Below are 18548 nucleotides of genomic sequence, written 5' to 3' on the forward strand. Positions count from 1 at the left end.
CGCCATTTAAACTTTACTCTTAAAATCTGCTAACCAATGAAACCAATCCTTATGAATATTCTATTCACCGCAATAAACAGGACAGCCATATGAAGGAAGTTCTTATCGTTGATGACCATCCGGTGGTTCGGATGGCATTAAGACTGCTGCTTGAAACGGATAACATGAATGTGGTGGGCGAAACGGATGACGGATTTGAAGCATTAGCGCTCACCAAGAAACTGTCGCCGGATTTGATCATCGTGGATATCGATATGCCTTCTTACAACGGCATCGATCTGGTACAGAGGCTGCGCCACAACGGCTTTAACGGCGGTATTCTGGTGCTGACCGGCAAGGACGTTGACCACTACATCAAGCGCAGCGCCACTGCCGGTGCCGATGGTTTTATTAGCAAGCGCAATAACATGACCGAATTGCACGATGCCATTCGCGCGATTAATGCCGGATATGGCTTCTTTCCTTTAAATCGCCGACGTCAGGGTTTACCGGATGATATTCAGGAAGACAAAAATAAAATTGCTGGCCTCTCCAGTAAAGAATTGCAGGTACTGGTGTATTTATCCAAAGGAATGAAAGTGGTGGAAATGGCACAGCGGATGAAAATCAGTGATAAAACCGTCAGCACTTATAAACGCCGATTAATGGAAAAGCTCGACATTCAAAATATGGTCGGCCTTTACGAGTTCGCTAAACGCAATAATATCGCCTGACAGAGTGATGGTTAAATTACTCCTCCTGATAGGCCTGATGCTCTGCCTGATGAGTCAGCCAATCAGGGCGGAAGATCCCCGCATCATGCAGTTGGTCAGCCGTGAACAAAATGTCCTGCTGACCTTTGATCTCCCCGACAACGACTGGCGCTGGCTGGGCGAAAAGCGCGAAGTCAGCGTCGCCATTTACGCGCCTGAAAATCCCCCGTTCGATATGGTCATTGATGCCAACACGCTGGAAGGAATTTCCGCGGATTACACCGCTTTAGTCCTGCATTACCTCGGTTTGCACATCAACACGCACTATTACAGCAGCCGCAGTGCGGCGCTTGATGCGCTGCAGCAAGGCAAGGTCGATATGCTGGTGGACAGCGCGGGCAGCCCGGAACCCACTGGCGAAGAACTGCTGTTGAGTACCCCGTTTGCCTCTGATTATCCTGCGATGGTGTCACGCGATAACATCATGTCTGAAATGAGTGATGATAATTCGCCGATGCAAATCGCCATGCCGCGAGGCTACCTGAGCGATGCCTGGATCGAGGCGCGTTATCCGGAAGCGAAAATCACCCGCTATCCTTCTGCGCTCAGTGCGTTGGCGTCTTTAGCCTTTGGCGAAAACGACTACTTTATTGGCAATCTCAACACCGCCAACTACCTGATTGAACGCAACTACGCCTCAACGCTGTCCGTGATACGCATTTTTGAGCCCACCGATGCCGGACCGCGCTTTGTGTTGCCCATCCGCAATGCGCCACTGTTTCGGGGCGTCAATGCGGTGCTGAACGCCATTCCCTTGCAGCAGCATAAAGCCATCTTCCATCAATGGGTGCAAAGCATGCCGCCGATGATGGCGGCGCCGCCTCTGCAACTCACCGACCGCGAGCGGCGCTGGCTGGCTCAGCATCAGACGCTGCGCGTGGTGATGAACCCGCTCGATGCGCCTTTCACGCTAAAAGATCGGCACAACAAATTTAACGGTATGACAGCAGACTTACTGCGCCTGATCCACCTGCGCACCGGCATCGACTTCACCATGGTGGAGGCCTCATCCGTCAACGCGATGATCGACCAGTTGAGCCGCCATGAAGTTGAGCTGATTGGCTCGCTGGCCCACAGCCCGCAGCGTGAAGCGCGCGCCCTCTTCTCCCGCCCTTACGTGCTGCCGCCGTATGTGCTGGTGAGCAAAAACACGCTGGGTGCGCCCAAATCACTCAATGACACCGACACGCTGGCGATTACGCCCCAGCATGAACTTATCGGCTGGCTGAAGGAAAATTTCCCCCACATCAAGTTGGTCACCGTCGAGAACGCCAGCATCGCGCTGCAGATGGTTAACGAAGGCCGGGTGGATAGCGCGGTGAATAACCTGATTGCCGCGCGCTACATGATCGATCGTTACTTCAGTAATCGCCTCCAGATTGTTTCACGCCTCGGGGAAAATCCGGCGCGGATTGCCTTTGCCGTGGGGCGCGATAATCCGGAACTGCTAAGCATCCTGAACAAGGTGCTGGCGACCATCCCGCCGCGCGATATCTCGCTGCTGGCGATGAAATGGCAGGGCACGCCCGATGTTAAACTCGATACATGGATGGCGTATCGCCACGAATTCTACTGGCTGGCCGGGATCTTCGCGGTGCTGGTGATCACCTCGCTTTTCTGGAACTACCATCTGCATCGCGCGGTGCGTCAGCGTAAAGAGGCGCAGGCGCGGCTGCAGGAACAAGCCACCTTCCAGAAAACCCTGTTCAACGGCACGCCGGTGCCGATTTACGTCATTGACCACAAAGGCGAGATGACCAACAAAAATCCGGCCTGGAGCCAGTTCTTCAACGATGCACACTCCAATATTAGCCAATTGCCGCTCAGTGACAGCGCGCACCCGTTGCACGCCATCTGCCAGGCGCAAATGGCCTTGCTGGCGGAGCAAACCTCACTGGAGATGGCACCGCAGCGCGGCCAGATCGATAACGGCCACGAACTGCGTGATGTCATCCACCGCGCAGTGGCGTTTCGCGATAATCACGGCAACATCGCCGGAATGATTTGCAGCTGGCAGGATGTGACGGAACATGAACAACTGACCCGCGATCTGCTGCAGGCCAGCGAGCGCGCCGAACAAGCTAACCGCACCAAAAGTACCTTCCTCGCCACTATGAGCCACGAAATCCGCACGCCGATCAGCGCGATTATTGGATTACTGGAGCTGGCGGTCGCCAATCGTCTGCAACAGCCGTGCGATAAAGAATCGGTACGCGTCGCCTATGAATCCGCGCAATCGCTGATGGGGCTGATTGGCGATATCCTCGACATGGCGAAAATCGAATCGGGCAAGCTGGAACTGTCGCCGGAATGGGTGCGCTTCGATACGCTGGCCGAACCGGTGGTGCGCGTGTTCGAAGGGCTGGCGCGCCAGAAAGGATTGCTGCTGCACTATCAGATTGATGTGCTGCATCCAGACGAACTGCTGCTGGATCCGATGCGTCTGCGGCAAATCCTCTCTAACCTGATAAGCAACGCCATCAAATTCACCGAGCGCGGCACGGTGGAAGTACAGGTGCGTAGCAAACCTGGAGAAGGCGATCGCGCTACGCTGGAACTCACGGTGCAGGATACCGGCATCGGCATCAGCGAAGAGGATCAGCAACTGATATTCAATCCTTACGAACAGTCCGCATCGGGCAAAAAACAGCGCGGCACCGGACTTGGATTGGCGATTTGCGAACAAATGGTGGCGATGATGGCGGGCAGCCTGACGCTGCACAGCCAGCCGGGGCGCGGCACCCGCATCTGCGTGCGCATTCCGGTAGATTGCCGTGAAGCGGTCAGCGTGCCAGTGGAACCGATACGCCAGCAGGATGCCTGTGGCCTGCCGTTAACCATCCTGACGGTGGATGATCATCCTGCCAACCGCTTGCTGCTGAAACGCCAGCTCACCCGACTGGGACACAAAGTGATTGAAGCCGAGGATGGCGAACAGGCGCTGTGGTTGTGGCAGGAAAACCAGATTGATTTGGTGATCACCGATTGCAGCATGCCGGTGATGGATGGCTTTACCCTGACGCGCGAACTGCGCAAGAAACAGCGTGAACCGCTCACCATTATGGGACTGACCGCCAACGCGCAGCCGGAAGAGCGTTCCCGCTGCCTCGAAGCGGGCATGGATGACTGCCTGTTCAAACCGTTGCGTCTGCCGCAGCTGGAAGCACTGCTGCAAAAGGTGCCGCGCCCTGCTGCTGTGCCCTGTCCCGGCCATGTCGCGCTGAATCATCTGCTCGATCTTAACGCCCTGCGCGAACTGGCTCATCAGGACAACGAGATGCTGCAGCGCCTGCTCAGCGCCACCCGCGATGAGAATCTGCAGGATATGCAGGTGGCCTGCACCTGTTACGAGAATCGCGACTGGCCCGCGCTGGAGCGCAGCCTGCACCGTCTGGCAGGTTCAGTGCAGATCATCGGCGCCATATCGATTGCCGATCAGTGCCGCGAATTAGAACAAGCCTGTAGCGCCCCAGCCGATGAACGCCATCTCGGCCAGATGCTCGATAAAACGCTGGGCTGCGTGCAAGTGTTAAATCAGGCTATCGAAACCTTTCTCAAAGACGAGTTCAGCGCATGAACTGCCGAGCGTCTCAATCCAGATTGTGCCGCTGGGCAAAATCAAGCACATCCACCAGATTCTTTAACTCCAGCTTCATCATCAGCCGGCTTTTATAGGTGCTGACGGTCTTATCGCTGATGTTCATGCCTCGCGCGATATCCACCACTTTCTCGCCGCGCGCCAGCTGCCGCAACACATCCAGCTCTTTCGGCGACAGCTCGTCAATCTTGCGCTGGTCGCTGTTTTCATCCTCAAGATGCAAGCCCTGACGCGCACAATTCATCGGGAAAAAGGCATATCCTTTGCTGATGGCGCGAATCGCATCTTTCAGCTCGGTTAACTCTTTGCACTTACTGATAAAACCATTGGCACCCGCCATGGCACAGCGGCGGATATAGTGCTCGCTGTCTTTGCCGGAGAGCACCAAAATCCCCCTCTTGTGCCCGCTCTGGCGCACGCGCTTGATGACATCGATACCGTTGAGCACCGGGATATCGATATCAATAATCACTAAATCCGGCTGCAGTTTTTTCACAAACTTTATAGCCTGAATGCCATCGCCCACTTCTCCTACGACTATCCGATTGTCTTGTTCAATGACTAGCTTGAGCGCTAATCGCGTGATTGGATGATCGTCAACAATCAGTACCTTTTCCATTCTTCACCCCGTCCCGCGCATTGACCGATAAAGTAGAGCGGCTGGGTGAATTGACGTGCGTCATTAACCGTCAGGCATCAGCGCCAAACTGACTCGCCTTTGACTCGCCAGCCCCCCTCTTCGGAAACGATCCCTTAACGGTTATATCGGTGGATTTGGCGGTTGCTAAAATAAATGTGATGGGGGGGATGAGAGGATGGATTTGTGCCCGGCCTGTGTTGCGGAAATCACTGGCCGGGCACATGAAGTGTTACTGATGCCGGCGAATAAAACGGGCGGCGATATCCAGTGCGTGACGCGCTGCATCCAACCGGATATCCCGTTGAAACACGTGGTGCATGCCTTGATAGATATCCAACAGCACTTCACCGCCCTGCTCAGCGAAGTGAGCCGCTAAGCGCGTGGCGTCATCCAGCAACAGTTCTTCGGTGCCAACCTGAATCATCAGCGGTGGTAACTGACGGTACTGCGCAAACAATGGCGAGGCGCGTTGATCCTCCGCCGATGCGCCCTGCAAATAAGCCGCAGCAGCATCCCGCAGGATCGATGGCTGGAAAATCGGATCGCGTGTGCTGGGATCATTAAACGAATCGCCGCTGAAGGTCAGATCGGTCCATGGTGAAAACAGCAACGCAGCACGGATTTTCTGCACCAGCTGATGATGTTGTAGCGCCACCAGTGACAGCGCAGCACCGGCTGAATCCCCCATCAGCGCGATATGTTCAATGCCGCTGTCGACTAGCTCTTTCAGTATCTCAATCACCCTGTCCGGCGCGGCCGGGAATGGATGTTCCGGTGCCAGCGGATAGTCCAGCACGAAGGTTGAATAGCCGGTGCGCACCGCCAGCTGGCTGGCAAATCCGCGATAAGCCTGCGCGCTGCCGAGCATATATGCCCCGCCATGGATGAACACGATAACCTGCTCGGTGCATGCCTCCTGCGGATGCAGCCACCAACCCGAATCCGCGACGTGCTCACAGTGCACGACTGCTGCCAGCGGTGTCTCTGCAGTCATCTCGTCATAATACTCGCGCATTGTGCCGCTAAAGTTCTCGCGATGCGCTTGCTGCTCGGCCAGTGATTGCTGCACCTGCAAACGATCGTGATCGGTAAAGGGATGCTGTGTCTTGTTCATAAGTTGCTCCGGTAAAAGGGTGTGGAGCCACCTGACCCTGACCCGAAATCCTGCTCCATTCAGAAACAGAATTCCGGCATGATAATGACTCCCCTGAGCGGAGGTTGTGCCGATGAAAAAGTCACGATTCACCGAAGAGCAGATTGTCTTTGCCCTGAAGCAGGCTGAGCTGGGTACGCCCGTACCGGAAGTCTGCCGCAAGCTGGGCATCTCCGATGCCACGTTCTACACCTGGCGCAAAAAGTACGGCGGGATTTCTCCTTCAGAACTGAAGCATATGCGGCAGCTCGAGGAGGAAAACCTACGCCTGAAGAAGCTGGTTGCCGATCTGAGCCTCGACAAGGCCATGCTGCAGGACGTTCTGGCAAAAAAGAGCTGACGCTGGCACGCCTGCGCGAATAGGTCAGGGACTTGCAGACCCGCTACGGTGCCAGTGAAAGACAGGTCTGCTTCGCGCTTAAGATCAGCCGCAGTTCATACCGTTACCGCTCCGTTGCGGCTGACGACAGCGCACTGCGGCTGCGCATCAGGGAAATAACTGAAACCCGTGTTCACTATGGCTACCGCAGGGTTCACGTCATGCTGAAACGGGAAGGCTGGCGCGATAATCACAAGCGTATTTACCGGCTTTACCGCGAGCAGGGATTATCGCTGCGGCTAAAACGCCCCCGTCGCAATAAATCTGTGCTGAAATGTCAACCCCAGCCGCAGGGGCTGTATCCCAATCACGTATGGGGGATGGACTTTGTCTCCGATGCGCTGTTTGACGGTCGCCGGCTTCGCCTTCTGACGGTAATCGATCTCTACACGCGCGAATGTCTGGGGATCTGCGTAGGCCAGAACCTGCGCTCTTCAGAAGTGGCTGAGATGCTGAATACCATCGCGTTGAGACGCCCGTTACCACAGCTCCTGAAAACAGACAATGGCTCTGAATTTGCGGGAAAAATGCTGGATAAGTGGGTGTACGAACGTGATATCCGGATTGACTTCTCACGGCCAGGTACGCCCACGGATAATGCCACGGTGGAATCATTCAACGGCAGGTTGCGTCAGGAGTGCCTGAACGAGAACTGGTTTATGTCCATGGAGGATGCCCGGTGCAAAATCGAGGCCTGGCGCATACACTATAACCAGAGTCGTCCCCATTCTGCGCTGGGCTGGATGACCCCATTCGAATTCGCCGAAAAATCTGCCGGTTGCCAGAATAAGCAACCAACCTGAAGCCGGTTATTCCTGATTATGCATGGATCATATTCGGGGTCAGGGTCACCAACCGACATTACTAACTGAAGGTTGTATCTAATACTGGGGGCAGGTCAGATGATCTTCGTAAACCGGAGTCAGTGAGATTACTGCCACGATGTATCAATTTGTTGTTTGAAACAAACACATTCTCTAAATCAACCTTACTTGAAACTTTAAGCATGTCACGTGTTGACGCTGAAGATATTCTTTCTCTTCCACGCGGATATTTAGCAGATAAACCATTACTTGATATTAATTCAAAAATTAAACTCAAGAATAGTCTGACATCTGTAGTAAAAGAAGATGAAAAATCAAATGTTATTGATTTATTTACTCGCAAATCTTAAAGAACAGAAGCATCGCTGAAATTGCCGATGAAGGCTGACACTATAATCCCTAGTTTAGTGTCAGCTTATATCTCATCGAGCAAACCTTGTTATGTGGACAAAAACTTCTACAGAACCAGGGGGCTCAAATCATAGTTAAATTATTACTACCAGCCTCATGAATGATGAGTATCTCTCTTCGCCACTATCTTCCCTGTCGTATTGTCCATTCGGTATTGTGAAATAGTACCATCAAGAATGTACTTAATTACCGAGAGAACAGTCGCTAAAGGAGCATGGAACCATTCACGAGGATTATAAATTTGTCCATCCAAACCTCGTAGCGTGATATTGAGCCGTTGCTTACCTAAAAAACCATGAATAAGCGTTTCAAGTTTGTGAGTGTTGATGTTGAAGCATTGCGTGGTCATAACTATACGAACGGGTGCTTCGAGGAAGGTTTTATCTTTTTCAGCGTGTTTGATGCGCTCTTCGATAGTTCCTTCGGTAAAGCCAATTTTATACAAATCAGGTTTAAAACGTTGAAGAGCTGGCTGGTTGCTATGCGTGGCAAGGACATAGACATATCCTGTTGGAATCGGTGTCTCATCTGGCCGCACATTTTGGCCGTTCAGAATAATTTTGCGACCTTCTGTGTCTCGTACTAAACCATGCGTAAGTGAAAGGAAAAGCATATTCATCTCAGTCCCGTTTTCGAACACCAGATGCAGACGGGCATTCCAGGGACCATATTCCTCTAACTTATCGCCAACTTTGTCGACATAGCCCATAACCCCATTGAGAATAAAAAAATCACCTTCATGAATTTTTAACTCATGGCGGAAGCGAACAAATGAAAACGCTCCCGTTTTCAGACCATTTTGGACTGTCTCAAACAGTGGGGAAAATCGATAAAAATCTGGGCAAGGCTGTCGTTTGGCAATATCGTCAGGCTGTGTTTTCTTTTCAATAGGAACATGTTTTAACGTGAAAATTTCGGGCTCAGCAAATGAGAGCAATCCATCATCGTCATCAGCAAAAATATCCTCCAGCGAAGTGACCAACTCAGATTTATCAACCATGATAGAGGGAGTTAACAATGATACCGATGGTTCGTGGGGATTCCCGGTGTTTTCATCCGCAAGCAAGCCGTGGATATCAAACGGCTGCAACACGTCATGGCATTGTTTGTTATCTCTGAGTGCTCGCAAACGTTGAGCAAGCAAAGTTTCTTTAAACTCATCCGATTCGGCTCGAGGAGAATGACCGTGAACAGCATAAAACGAATTAATCTCTTCTAACCGACTGACCGAAAGATTACCCGTAGGTGAATAAATTTTCAGTGGTTCAACCACCAGTAAACCCAGATCATCAGCTTCAGAAAAAATATCGTCAATGGTCACTTTGTGACGAGGTTGAACAGGAGAAAGTCTGAGCATGAGTTACGGTTCCTGTCGCACAGCACGCTGTTGTTTCATTTTCCGAATATAGGCCAGTGCTTCAGCGTAACGAACCTCTATTGCGTCACTGGCATTCAGTGATGGTTCCCGTTGATGTTCACTGGCAAATGCTTTAATTCTGGGCCAGAGCATCACAGCTTCTTCCTCAGATACCTGCGCCTGATTCGCTCTGACTGCTTCCTGAATAGTTTTTAGCATCGTCGCGGTGACAGATTTTGATAAAATCTCGTAAGCACCGTGAAAAGGATTCACCACATCAATTAGGTCGATATTCAAATTCTCAATATTGATGAATTTATCACCCATTTTTATGAACTGATTGTTGATGTTTAATGAGTCGTTCGAATTGCCGGTACGCTGACCTAGGGTGTTATCGATAATAGCATCCGTCGGTAAATCGGCTTCATCAATGAGACCACCATATTGACCTACAAAAAGACTCTGCAGAATACCACTGCGTACCTGCTCCAGTTCGTATTCAGTCAGGTCAGGGTGAAGCGTTTGTATCACCGATGGTAACACTACCTGTGTGATCACCTCAGGCGGTATTGATTCGGTTATAGCCTCTTTAACCACCTGTTCATTCGCCATTAACGCCGCCAGGATCTCGTTTTTACCACCATTAAGGATTGTTAGGACCTTATCTGATACCGGTAATGCATGATCATCAATCAGAACCGTATTGTCAGGTAACGGCTCGCCAGTCCATTGAGATCGTGGTTTAAATTGAATATTTGGAGCCATTATCTGCTCCATCAACAACGAGGTGGTGATGGCTTTAAGCATGTTGTTTACCGATACTTTAACGTCATCATCTTGAGCATCAGGCTGAGCAATAAGGTTGGTAAACTGTGCGTGAGTTTTGCCTTCACAATCTCGTGTCGCACGCCCAATTATTTGTACAATTTCTGTCATCGAGCTGCGATAACCAATGGTCAGTACATGTTCACAGAATGGCCAGTCAAACCCCTCTTTCGCCATACCTAACGCAATAATGATATCCATATCGTCGGCGGAATGGATATTACGTAGATACGCCTGTACTTTCGGTCTTTCTGCCGGGTTATCATCAACTAGATTCGCTACACGCAACAATTTGCCATCGCTTTTGCGTTTCACTCGATAGATACCGGTATCTGGCTCTTGCTGTTGCACCTCACCCAGCGCATCCAGGATGGCATCAACCTCGGCATGCTTATCTTTTGTTGATTCGCCGGAATTAACATTGGGAATATGGATGATTGTTTTTTTGCTAGCATTCAGCACTGAAGGTAGTGCCTTAATGTATGGACCCTGATAAAAATGGTAGCCAATGCCTAAAGATTTTAAATACTGGTATCCATTGAGCTGTTCGTAGTAGGTATAGGTAACTTTCGTGAACTGGGCTTCATCTTCGGGTTGCAGAATGGGTACGGTATCCCCTCGGAAGTAAGAACCAGTCATTGCAACAATATGTGCATTAGAACCTTTCATCAGAGCATCAATCAGATTGCCCAAACGGTTGTTTTCATCCGCAGAGACATGATGGAACTCATCAATTGCGACCAAGCAATCATTAAGCGATTCAACATTAAGCTTATCGAAAGCAAAACGCAGGGTGGCATGAGTACAGATCAGAATATCGTCAGGACTCGCCATAAATCGTTTAAAGGCTTCAACCTTTCCTGCCTCTCCACCGCCAATGCACAGATTATTTTCAGGTTTTACTTTCCAGTCAGCAAAGAAACCGTGTTTCGTAAGTTCAGTATCTTTAAACGAACCTCCGATAGACATTTCAGGGACCGCGACAATAGCTTTGCGTAAACCCTGATTAACAAGTTTATCTAGGGCAAGGAACATCAATGCTCTTGATTTACCAGACGCTGGCGGAGCTTTGATAAGTAGATAAGGGCTATTGCGCTGCTCAAAGGCTCGTGACTGCATTTCCCGCATACCAAACTCATTTAGACTCGCACTTTGCCCAGTCTGACCGTAAGTCACCTGTAAAATATTTTCCACAATGCAATCCTCTGTATGCCCTGACTGGCAGAGCGAAAGCTTATTCTTTAGTCAATGATTCATAACGCTGTAGCAAGCAGCTTAAACGCTCAGTGGCGTCCTTGAATGGTTTGTCACGATAGAGGCGATCAACGAACTTATCCAGTGCTTGATGGGCTTCTAAAAGGTCAGCTGGCATTTTAAGCGGATCATACAACTCAGCCAGAGTGCTTTCTGGATAATTCTCACGTATTAGTAACACCGATTTGGCTAGATCGATAAGAGATTTACGCTGCGCATCAGTCACATCAGGCCATGGGAATGAGTTGTAAACCACTTTCGCTGAGTAGCGGTAGTCACTTTTTAGGCGCCCGGCGACTAACCGCATCCAGTCGTTGTGTATTAAAGAGGTGAGGATGGAAAATTCGTACAATGTACCATTAGGAATAATGTAGTTTGCATTAGTTGAAATCACATTTGCATCATAAAAACCTATAGGTATATATTTTCTTCTCTCAGATGAAACACTTGGGATCAATATATAATCATCAGGATTGTTTAAATCCCTGAATTGATGAGGACGCTCAGCCATTTTTTGAGCTCCTTTATCAGGGCTTTTCCTTCGAGCTTCAGCCACCTTTTGTACCCGGTTGAAAACATAGGGCATAGCTCTAAGCTCAGCATCCGTTATGTCTGCTAACCATAAGCACCAACGCTCTTTCGCGTTTAGAAATTCATCAGCTCCCAGAACCTTCTTTATCCAACGGGCAGCTTGTGGCTCCACCTCAAGAAGCTTATCCCGTTCGTGGAGATTCATAAGCAAATGACCACCGTCAGTAGGTTTATTTCCAAATAATAATTGAGGAACGTCTTTTATTAATGGTTTGGATTTCGGCTCCACAACGATATTGCTTCCTTCAACCAGATAAGGGCTTATATTACTGACCAGCTTACTGTGCCAATTATCATCCACTAATTGGTAAAGTTGGCGCGTTTTACTTTTTCCTGATAAACCAATAATAACTACGTGCACTGCGGCCTTATCACGTGCATTATTCGCCCAAGTAAATGTCTGATAAGCAAGATGAATATGTAACCCTAGCGCGAAAATCGGTGGCCATAGAGTTGCCACTTGCTCCCCTTGACAAAGAGAATTAGTGGCTACTAAAGCTAGTTCAGCGTGGGTATTTTGGATATATTGCGCCCCTTTCCAGAACCAACATGCAACAAAATCCAAACCACCTAATGTTTTGAAGTTATTGAACACCTTCTGCATATCAGAACGCTGTAGATCCGAACGACCAACGGTACCTAAAAAGGGAGGATTACCAATTACATAAACTTCATCATCAACGTTCTTTGGACATACTTCTTGCCAGTCCTTTTGAAGACTGTTACCGCTCCAAATTTTACCTGATGAACGCAACGGTAATGCTGATGGTGCTGAACCAATGTGTTCTTCCCATTGTTTATTTAATTGATGCTCCGCAAGCCAGAGAGATAGACGTGCTACCTCACAGGCAAAATCATCAATTTCAATACCATAGAACTGATCAAGATGGATACTACTCATTAAGATCGATTGCGGATCACTTTCTAAAAGAGCTTGAATAACATCCATCTCCAAAAGACGCAGTTCTTTATAGGCGACAATCAAGAAGTTCCCTGAACCACACGCAGGATCAAAAACTTTCAGTTTCCTCAGACGGAGAAGCAAACGTTTGAGACCATTGATGTTTGTGCGTTGTTTCTCAAGCTCTGAACGTAATGGCTCGAGAAATAATGGTTGTATAACCTTCATGATATTGCTGTATGAAGTGTAATGCTGTCCTAAACGGCTACGCTGCTCCACATCAATCACGGCCTGGAACATACTGCCAAAAATGTCAGGGTTAATCTCGCTCCAGTCCATTGCACTGCATTCAATTAAGATACGTCTGCCCTTCAACCCCAACTCTGGAACAAGTTCTTCACTGGCGAATAAGCCACCATTAACATAAGGAAATGCGGCTAAATGAATCGGAAGTGGCAAGCGTAATTTGCTATTCGGTTTGCTATTCATAACGGCAAACAGATCTGTGAGAAACTGATCTAAATCACTACCATCTTCGGCGGTGTAGCTCTTAACTGCGGAAGTAAACTGACCTTTCTCAAAGATGCCTGTGTCTTCAGCAAAAAAGCAAAACAACAAACGAGTGAGGAAAACATTAAGCGCGTGAATATCCTCTGCTTTGCTTAAATCATTACGCTCCTTGATAAGATCAAACAGCTTTCCCATCTTCTCAGCGGCTTTCACATCGGCCGGGTTTTCACTATTGAGAATAGCCTTCTCCAGCCCTACCAGCGGTAAGAAAAAACCGTAGTTACGTGGTAATTCTTTAAACTCGATATCTAGACGTTCCTGTGCCAGTGTGTCCCAGGCTAAAAAGTGAACAAAATTTGTCATGAGAACAAAGCGGATCTTATTTTTTGCTACCGCCGCATCGGCAATACGTTGGTCAAAAGCAGATTCAAGATCATCATTATCCGCCACTGGCTGATAGTAGAGTTTATTTTTTAATGCAACGTGTCCTGGCTCTTTCGCAACATTACGCGACCCACCTTGTCGAATTTGACTCAGGGTAGATTTAGGGAACTCAAAAGCAGTTAAAAAGCCGTAGATAAATTCGTCTTGTTCAGTATTTTCAACCTGTTGTTCGAGATGTTCTAAAATTTTCGCCTGATTAACAGTCATTATTTTTCCTAAAAATTCAGTATCCGTAGAGCATGATGCACTCATTCTAACCGAAGAAAATTTTATCAAGTAGTTCCAATGCGTTACCTAGGTTCAATCAAAAAAAACTTAAGCCCTATGCCTACCACCGCAAGGCGGCAGACTTTGCTCAGAGTACTTAATCCTCAGCGGAAAGTTATCCTCAAGACAGCCGTTAATACCGCAGAGACTCTAGTTTCCCAAAATCAAACGGGCTCATCCCCTTCTCCCGATTAACATCCAGATAATCAGCCCCCCACTGCAACATCAACCTCCTCCCCCCAGATGCTCCTCCTTATGAATATAAGCCGCACGTACAGCGTTACGCTCCTGATGGCTCATATGCCTCTCTACTGCATCCCTCGACCACAATCCTGACTGAATTAGTGAACTACATGCCATCGTCCTGAAACCATGCCCATACACTTCTGTTTTCGTGTTATAGCCCATCACTTGCTGAGCCCTATACACCATGTCCTCCCTCATCGGTTTAAGCGGATCGTGATCTCCCACAAAAAAATAGCTCTCGACTCCTATTCATGCTTTTGATCTTTTCCAAAATGCCTAAAGCTTGCCGCGACAAGGGAGCGAGATGTGGAGTAAGCAAGGCCGGACTCGAACCGGAGCTTTTCATTTAAATTATTTTATGCAGTTTGTGTTAATTTTTTTATAAGCCAGTTACATGAACTTCAGGCCAGACTCACTATCAATTTACCTAAATAAACTTCCATTTCTTGCAATAAATGGGAAAAGCTTGATCGAATAGAAAAAGGTTTTTTTACTTTTGAGTGTTACCAAAGCTTTTTTAATCCCACATAATAAGACGAGCCATACATACGATACGCTACTAAATTAGGATAAATTTGAATTAGCATTTATGTGGCCGAAACATAAAAAATTTAGCTATTAGGGGAAATAAGGGAGAGTTTTTTGAAATGTGTTATCTGAAATTTGGCACGCCCTACAGGATTCGAACCTGTGACCTACGGCTTAGAAGGCCGGTGCTCTATCCAGCTGAGCTAAGGGCGCATATTGGTTGCGTCGGATTATACGTTTGCACGCTCTCGCGTCAACGTTTTTGCCGCCCTGCGGCTCCAGAGTGTTGAATCATTGAACAATTCGTCCTAAAGACCGAGCACTACGCCCCACGTCGCACGCCATCCGCCCTCAATACCATGCCCATGACCATACCCAACACTTCCCCCGCCCATCAATGCCGCTTACGCCACTCGCTCATCGACACCAAATTACTCACCTCGCCAGCCTCCCCTTCCAGCTCGATCCCCTGCTGCGTAAACCGCGCATTATACTGCTCCCGCAGCGCATGCAGCTCCGCACTCTCTGGCTCCAGCTGCCGCAAAAACCCCAGCGCTAACAACAGTTGCTGCCGCGAAATCAGCCCTGAAAACCCAGCTTTGGTCAAAATCCCGTGCCAGCGCACCGCGTTCTCGTCGCTGCCATCGACAATCAACACCTGCCAGATCAGCATCACCGCTGCGCCGTTAGCCAGATGGGTTTCATTATCGCCCGCGATGTAATCGGTGAACTCTTTGGCCGCATCCTTACCCATCAGCGACAGCATCGATTCGATGTGCACAGGCGGCAGTTGCAGCCTTTTACTCAGCGCCTGCGCAGCATGGCGCGAACCGGCTGTCAGTAGTTGAAACCCTACAACAAACACCACCGCCAGCGTGGCGAGTATTAACCAAATCATCACGGCATCCACATAATTTCCTGAGGGACATAATACGCGCTAAGGCGGTCTCACGTCACTGCGGAAAGTCGTGAAACGCACGGGCGAAATGAATCTCTACCTGACAGCCGGACGCGCTTCTGACAGAATAGGCGCCAATCCCCGATTTAACTCTCTACAGATGGATTTCCTCTCTGATGGCAGCAAAAATTATTGACGGTAAAACGATTGCGCAGCAGGTGCGCCTTGAGGTTGCCGAAAAAGTACAGCAGCGTCTGGCAGCCGGTAAACGTGCACCAGGTTTGGCAGTGGTGCTGGTGGGTGAGAACCCCGCTTCGCAGATCTATGTCGCCAGCAAACGTCGCGCCTGTGATGAAGTGGGCTTTATCTCCCGCTCTTACGATCTGCCTGCGACCACCAGCGAAGCCGAACTGCTGGAACTGATCGATACGCTGAACAATGACAGCGAAATCGACGGTATTCTGGTTCAGCTGCCGCTGCCAGCCGGCATCGATAATGTCAAAGTGCTGGAACGTATCGTGCCGGACAAAGATGTCGATGGCTTCCATCCTTACAACATCGGTCGTCTGTGCCAGCGTGCGCCGAAGCTGCGTCCTTGTACGCCACGCGGCATCGTCACGCTGCTGGAGCGCTACAATATCGATACCTACGGCCTGAACGCCGTGGTGGTTGGCGCATCCAATATCGTTGGTCGTCCGATGAGCATGGAGCTGCTGCTGGCGGGCTGCACCACTACCGTCACGCACCGTTTCACCAAAGATCTGCGTCATCACGTTGAGCATGCCGATCTGCTGGTGGTGGCGGTCGGTAAACCAGGCTTTATTCCGGGTGACTGGATCAAGCCAGGCGCGGTGGTGATTGATGTTGGCATCAATCGTCTGGAGAGCGGTAAAGTGGTGGGCGATGTGGATTTTGCGAGCGCGTCTGAGCGTGCGTCTTATATCACCCCGGTTCCCGGTGGCGTCGGTCCAATGACTGTCGCGACCCTGATTCAAAATACATTAGTCGCGTGCGAAGAGTATCACGACGTGGAGGAGGCATAATGGCCAGTTTTTCTTTGGGCGAACATGCTCACGTTGATTTGTGTGACCTGCTGAAACTTGAAGGTTGGGTACAGAGCGGTGCGCAGGCAAAAGTGGCTATCGCGGATGGCGAAGTGCGTGTTGATGGCGCAATCGAAACGCGTAAGCGCTGCAAGATTGTGGCAGGCCAGAAAGTTGAGTTCGCGGGTTATAAAATTACCGTTGTAGCTTAAGCGTTCAGGCAATGAAAAAGGGGCGAACTACGGTTCGCCCCTTTTGCTATTCTGCGGCTGGTAACTTCAGGTACGCATCAGCGTGAACCCAGCAACCTGGCAACTCGGGTGCCGCTGACAGCGCACCCTTCAATCTGCCTATTCGGGTGCCGATAAACGCGCACCCGACGCTATTACTTACGACGCCAGCTCGAACCCTGCGGGCCATCTTCAACAATCACGCCCAGCTCATTCAGCTTGTCACGCGCCACATCCGCCTGTGCCCAATCTTTTGCGGCACGCGCATCAGAACGCGCTTTGACCCAATGCTCGATCTCTGCCACTTCGTCATCATTCACCTGCGCACTGCTCTGCAGGAACTGCTCTGGATCCTGTTGCAGGATGCCGAGCACGTTCGCCAGCTGACGCAGTTTGGCGGCCAGAGCATCAGAGGCGGCTTTGTCTTCGGTTTTCAGGCGATTGACTTCACGCGCCATGTCGAAGAACACCGAGTAGGCTTCCGGCGTGTTGAAGTCGTCATCCATCGCGGTGCGGAAGCGCGCTTCAAACTCTTCGCCGCCTGCTGGCGTGGCGCTGGCATCGGTGTGACGCAGTGCGGTATAGAGACGCTCCAGCGCCGCACGTGCCTGATTGAGGTTATCTTCGCCGTAGTTGAGCTGGCTGCGATAGTGGCCCGACATCAGGAAGTAACGCACGGTTTCGGCATCGTAATGCGCCAGTACGTCACGCACGGTGAAGAAGTTGCCAAGTGATTTCGACATCTTCTCGCGATCGATCATCACCATGCCGGAGTGCATCCAGTAGTTGACGTAATCGCCGTCGTGCGCACAGGTTGACTGCGCCACTTCGTTTTCATGGTGCGGGAACATCAGATCCGATCCACCGCCATGGATATCGAAGTGGGTGCCCAGCTGTTTGCAGTTCATCGCGGAACACTCAATGTGCCAGCCCGGACGACCGTTGCCCCACGGCGAATTCCACGCGGGCTCGTTAGGTTTGGACATTTTCCACAACACGAAGTCCATCGGGTTGCGTTTGATCTCGGTGATTTCAACGCGCGCGCCCGCCTGCAGCTGAGTCAGATCCTGACGCGACAGCACGCCGTAACCTTTGTCGCTCAGCACATCGAACATCACGTCGCCGTTATCGGCCACATAAGCGTGTTTGCGTTCGATTAAACGCTCAACCAGTTCGATGATTTCAGGGATATGGCGCGTGGCACGCGGCTCCAGATCCGGCGGCAGAATACCCAACGCGTCAAAATCTTTGTGCATTTCAGCGATCATACGGTTGGTCAGCGTTTCGATGCTCTCACCGTTTTCGTTGGCACGTTTGATGATCTTGTCTTCAATATCGGTAATGTTACGCACATATTTGAGCTGATAGCCCACATAGCGCAGATAACGTGACACCACATCAAATGCAACGAAGGTACGCCCATGGCCGATATGACAAAGGTCATAAACCGTAATTCCACAGACGTACATGCCGATCTGACCAGCGTGGATCGGTTTGAATTCCTCTTTCTGACGGCTCAGGGTGTTATAGATCTTCAGCATTGAACGATTCCGTTATTAACGTTTGCGGGATACGCCTTTCCAGCGTAGCTGGGTATTGTGCCGTATTTTTCTCAGTTGTGCATCGCTCGCTTACCTTCTGTGGCTGCCTTACTGACGAGCCATCGGAATTTGTGATATAAGAGGCGTCTACAAAAA

The 18548-nt window shown here is 50.1% G+C and carries 12 protein-coding genes, 1 tRNA gene and 2 pseudogenes; 6 read left to right on the plus strand and 9 right to left on the minus strand.

Annotated features, from left to right (window positions below; translation table 11 throughout):
• Window positions 1–89 precede the first annotated feature (89 nt).
• Window positions 90–713 (plus strand): response regulator, encoded by a 624-nt coding sequence (locus AC1MDE_RS22845; RefSeq protein ID WP_034828290.1) that lies wholly within the window; start codon window positions 90–92, stop codon window positions 711–713.
• A gap of 49 nt (window positions 714–762) precedes the next feature.
• Window positions 763–4329, plus strand: a complete 3567-nt coding sequence (locus tag AC1MDE_RS22850) for an ATP-binding protein (RefSeq protein WP_479414704.1) — start codon at window positions 763–765, stop codon at window positions 4327–4329.
• Between the two features lie 13 nt (window positions 4330–4342).
• On the opposite strand, the gene AC1MDE_RS22855 is transcribed toward AC1MDE_RS22850, so the two are convergent.
• Together AC1MDE_RS22855 and AC1MDE_RS22860 are read right to left on the minus strand one after the other, a co-directional pair.
• The gene (locus tag AC1MDE_RS22855) at window positions 4343–4969 is read right to left on the minus strand and encodes a response regulator (RefSeq protein WP_058960820.1); all 627 of its coding nucleotides are present in this window, start codon (window positions 4967–4969) and stop codon (window positions 4343–4345) included.
• A 250-nt stretch (window positions 4970–5219) separates the two neighbouring features.
• A complete protein-coding gene (locus tag AC1MDE_RS22860) occupies window positions 5220–6104 on the minus strand; it encodes an alpha/beta hydrolase (protein ID WP_480345114.1) in 885 nt (294 codons plus the stop codon).
• 112 nt (window positions 6105–6216) lie between these two features.
• Here AC1MDE_RS22860 and AC1MDE_RS22865 point away from each other — a divergent pair.
• Window positions 6217–7325, plus strand: a pseudogene (locus AC1MDE_RS22865) (IS3 family transposase).
• Between the two features lie 203 nt (window positions 7326–7528).
• Window positions 7529–7696 carry a hypothetical protein gene (locus AC1MDE_RS22870; RefSeq protein ID WP_479414706.1) on the plus strand — a complete coding sequence of 56 codons (168 nt, stop codon included), beginning with the start codon at window positions 7529–7531 and terminating at the stop codon, window positions 7694–7696.
• 155 nt (window positions 7697–7851) lie between these two features.
• On the opposite strand, the gene AC1MDE_RS22875 is transcribed toward AC1MDE_RS22870, so the two are convergent.
• The 6 genes and pseudogenes from AC1MDE_RS22875 to AC1MDE_RS22900 form a co-directional block, all read right to left on the minus strand.
• A complete protein-coding gene (locus AC1MDE_RS22875; protein WP_479414707.1) occupies window positions 7852–9114 on the minus strand; it encodes a GIY-YIG nuclease family protein in 1263 nt (420 codons plus the stop codon).
• A 3-nt stretch (window positions 9115–9117) separates the two neighbouring features.
• Window positions 9118–11133, minus strand: a complete 2016-nt coding sequence (locus AC1MDE_RS22880) for a DEAD/DEAH box helicase (RefSeq protein ID WP_479414708.1) — start codon at window positions 11131–11133, stop codon at window positions 9118–9120.
• A 40-nt stretch (window positions 11134–11173) separates the two neighbouring features.
• Window positions 11174–13846: a class I SAM-dependent DNA methyltransferase gene (locus AC1MDE_RS22885; protein WP_479414709.1), complete on the minus strand. Its 2673-nt coding sequence runs from the start codon at window positions 13844–13846 to the stop codon at window positions 11174–11176.
• A gap of 193 nt (window positions 13847–14039) precedes the next feature.
• Window positions 14040–14468: pseudogene (locus AC1MDE_RS22890) on the minus strand (tyrosine-type recombinase/integrase); the annotation flags it as partial.
• Window positions 14469–14816: 348 nt separating this feature from the next.
• A tRNA-Arg gene (locus tag AC1MDE_RS22895) sits at window positions 14817–14893 on the minus strand.
• 181 nt (window positions 14894–15074) lie between these two features.
• Window positions 15075–15578 (minus strand): DUF1198 family protein, encoded by a 504-nt coding sequence (locus AC1MDE_RS22900; RefSeq protein ID WP_479402802.1) that lies wholly within the window; start codon window positions 15576–15578, stop codon window positions 15075–15077.
• Between the two features lie 176 nt (window positions 15579–15754).
• Here AC1MDE_RS22900 and folD point away from each other — a divergent pair, with 176 nt between their 5' ends.
• Both folD and ybcJ read left to right on the plus strand, forming a co-directional pair.
• A complete protein-coding gene (folD, locus tag AC1MDE_RS22905) occupies window positions 15755–16621 on the plus strand; it encodes a bifunctional methylenetetrahydrofolate dehydrogenase/methenyltetrahydrofolate cyclohydrolase FolD (RefSeq protein ID WP_034828233.1) in 867 nt (288 codons plus the stop codon).
• Window positions 16621–16833, plus strand: a complete 213-nt coding sequence (gene ybcJ / locus AC1MDE_RS22910) for a ribosome-associated protein YbcJ (protein WP_034828230.1) — start codon at window positions 16621–16623, stop codon at window positions 16831–16833. The genes folD and ybcJ overlap by 1 nt, the downstream gene beginning before the upstream one ends.
• A gap of 173 nt (window positions 16834–17006) precedes the next feature.
• On the opposite strand, the gene cysS is transcribed toward ybcJ, so the two are convergent.
• On the minus strand, window positions 17007–18392 hold the full coding sequence (gene cysS, locus AC1MDE_RS22915; protein ID WP_480345115.1) for a cysteine--tRNA ligase: 1386 nt from the start codon (window positions 18390–18392) through the stop codon (window positions 17007–17009).
• Between the last annotated feature and the right edge of the window lie 156 nt (window positions 18393–18548).

The organism is Pantoea folii, from assembly GCF_056678875.1.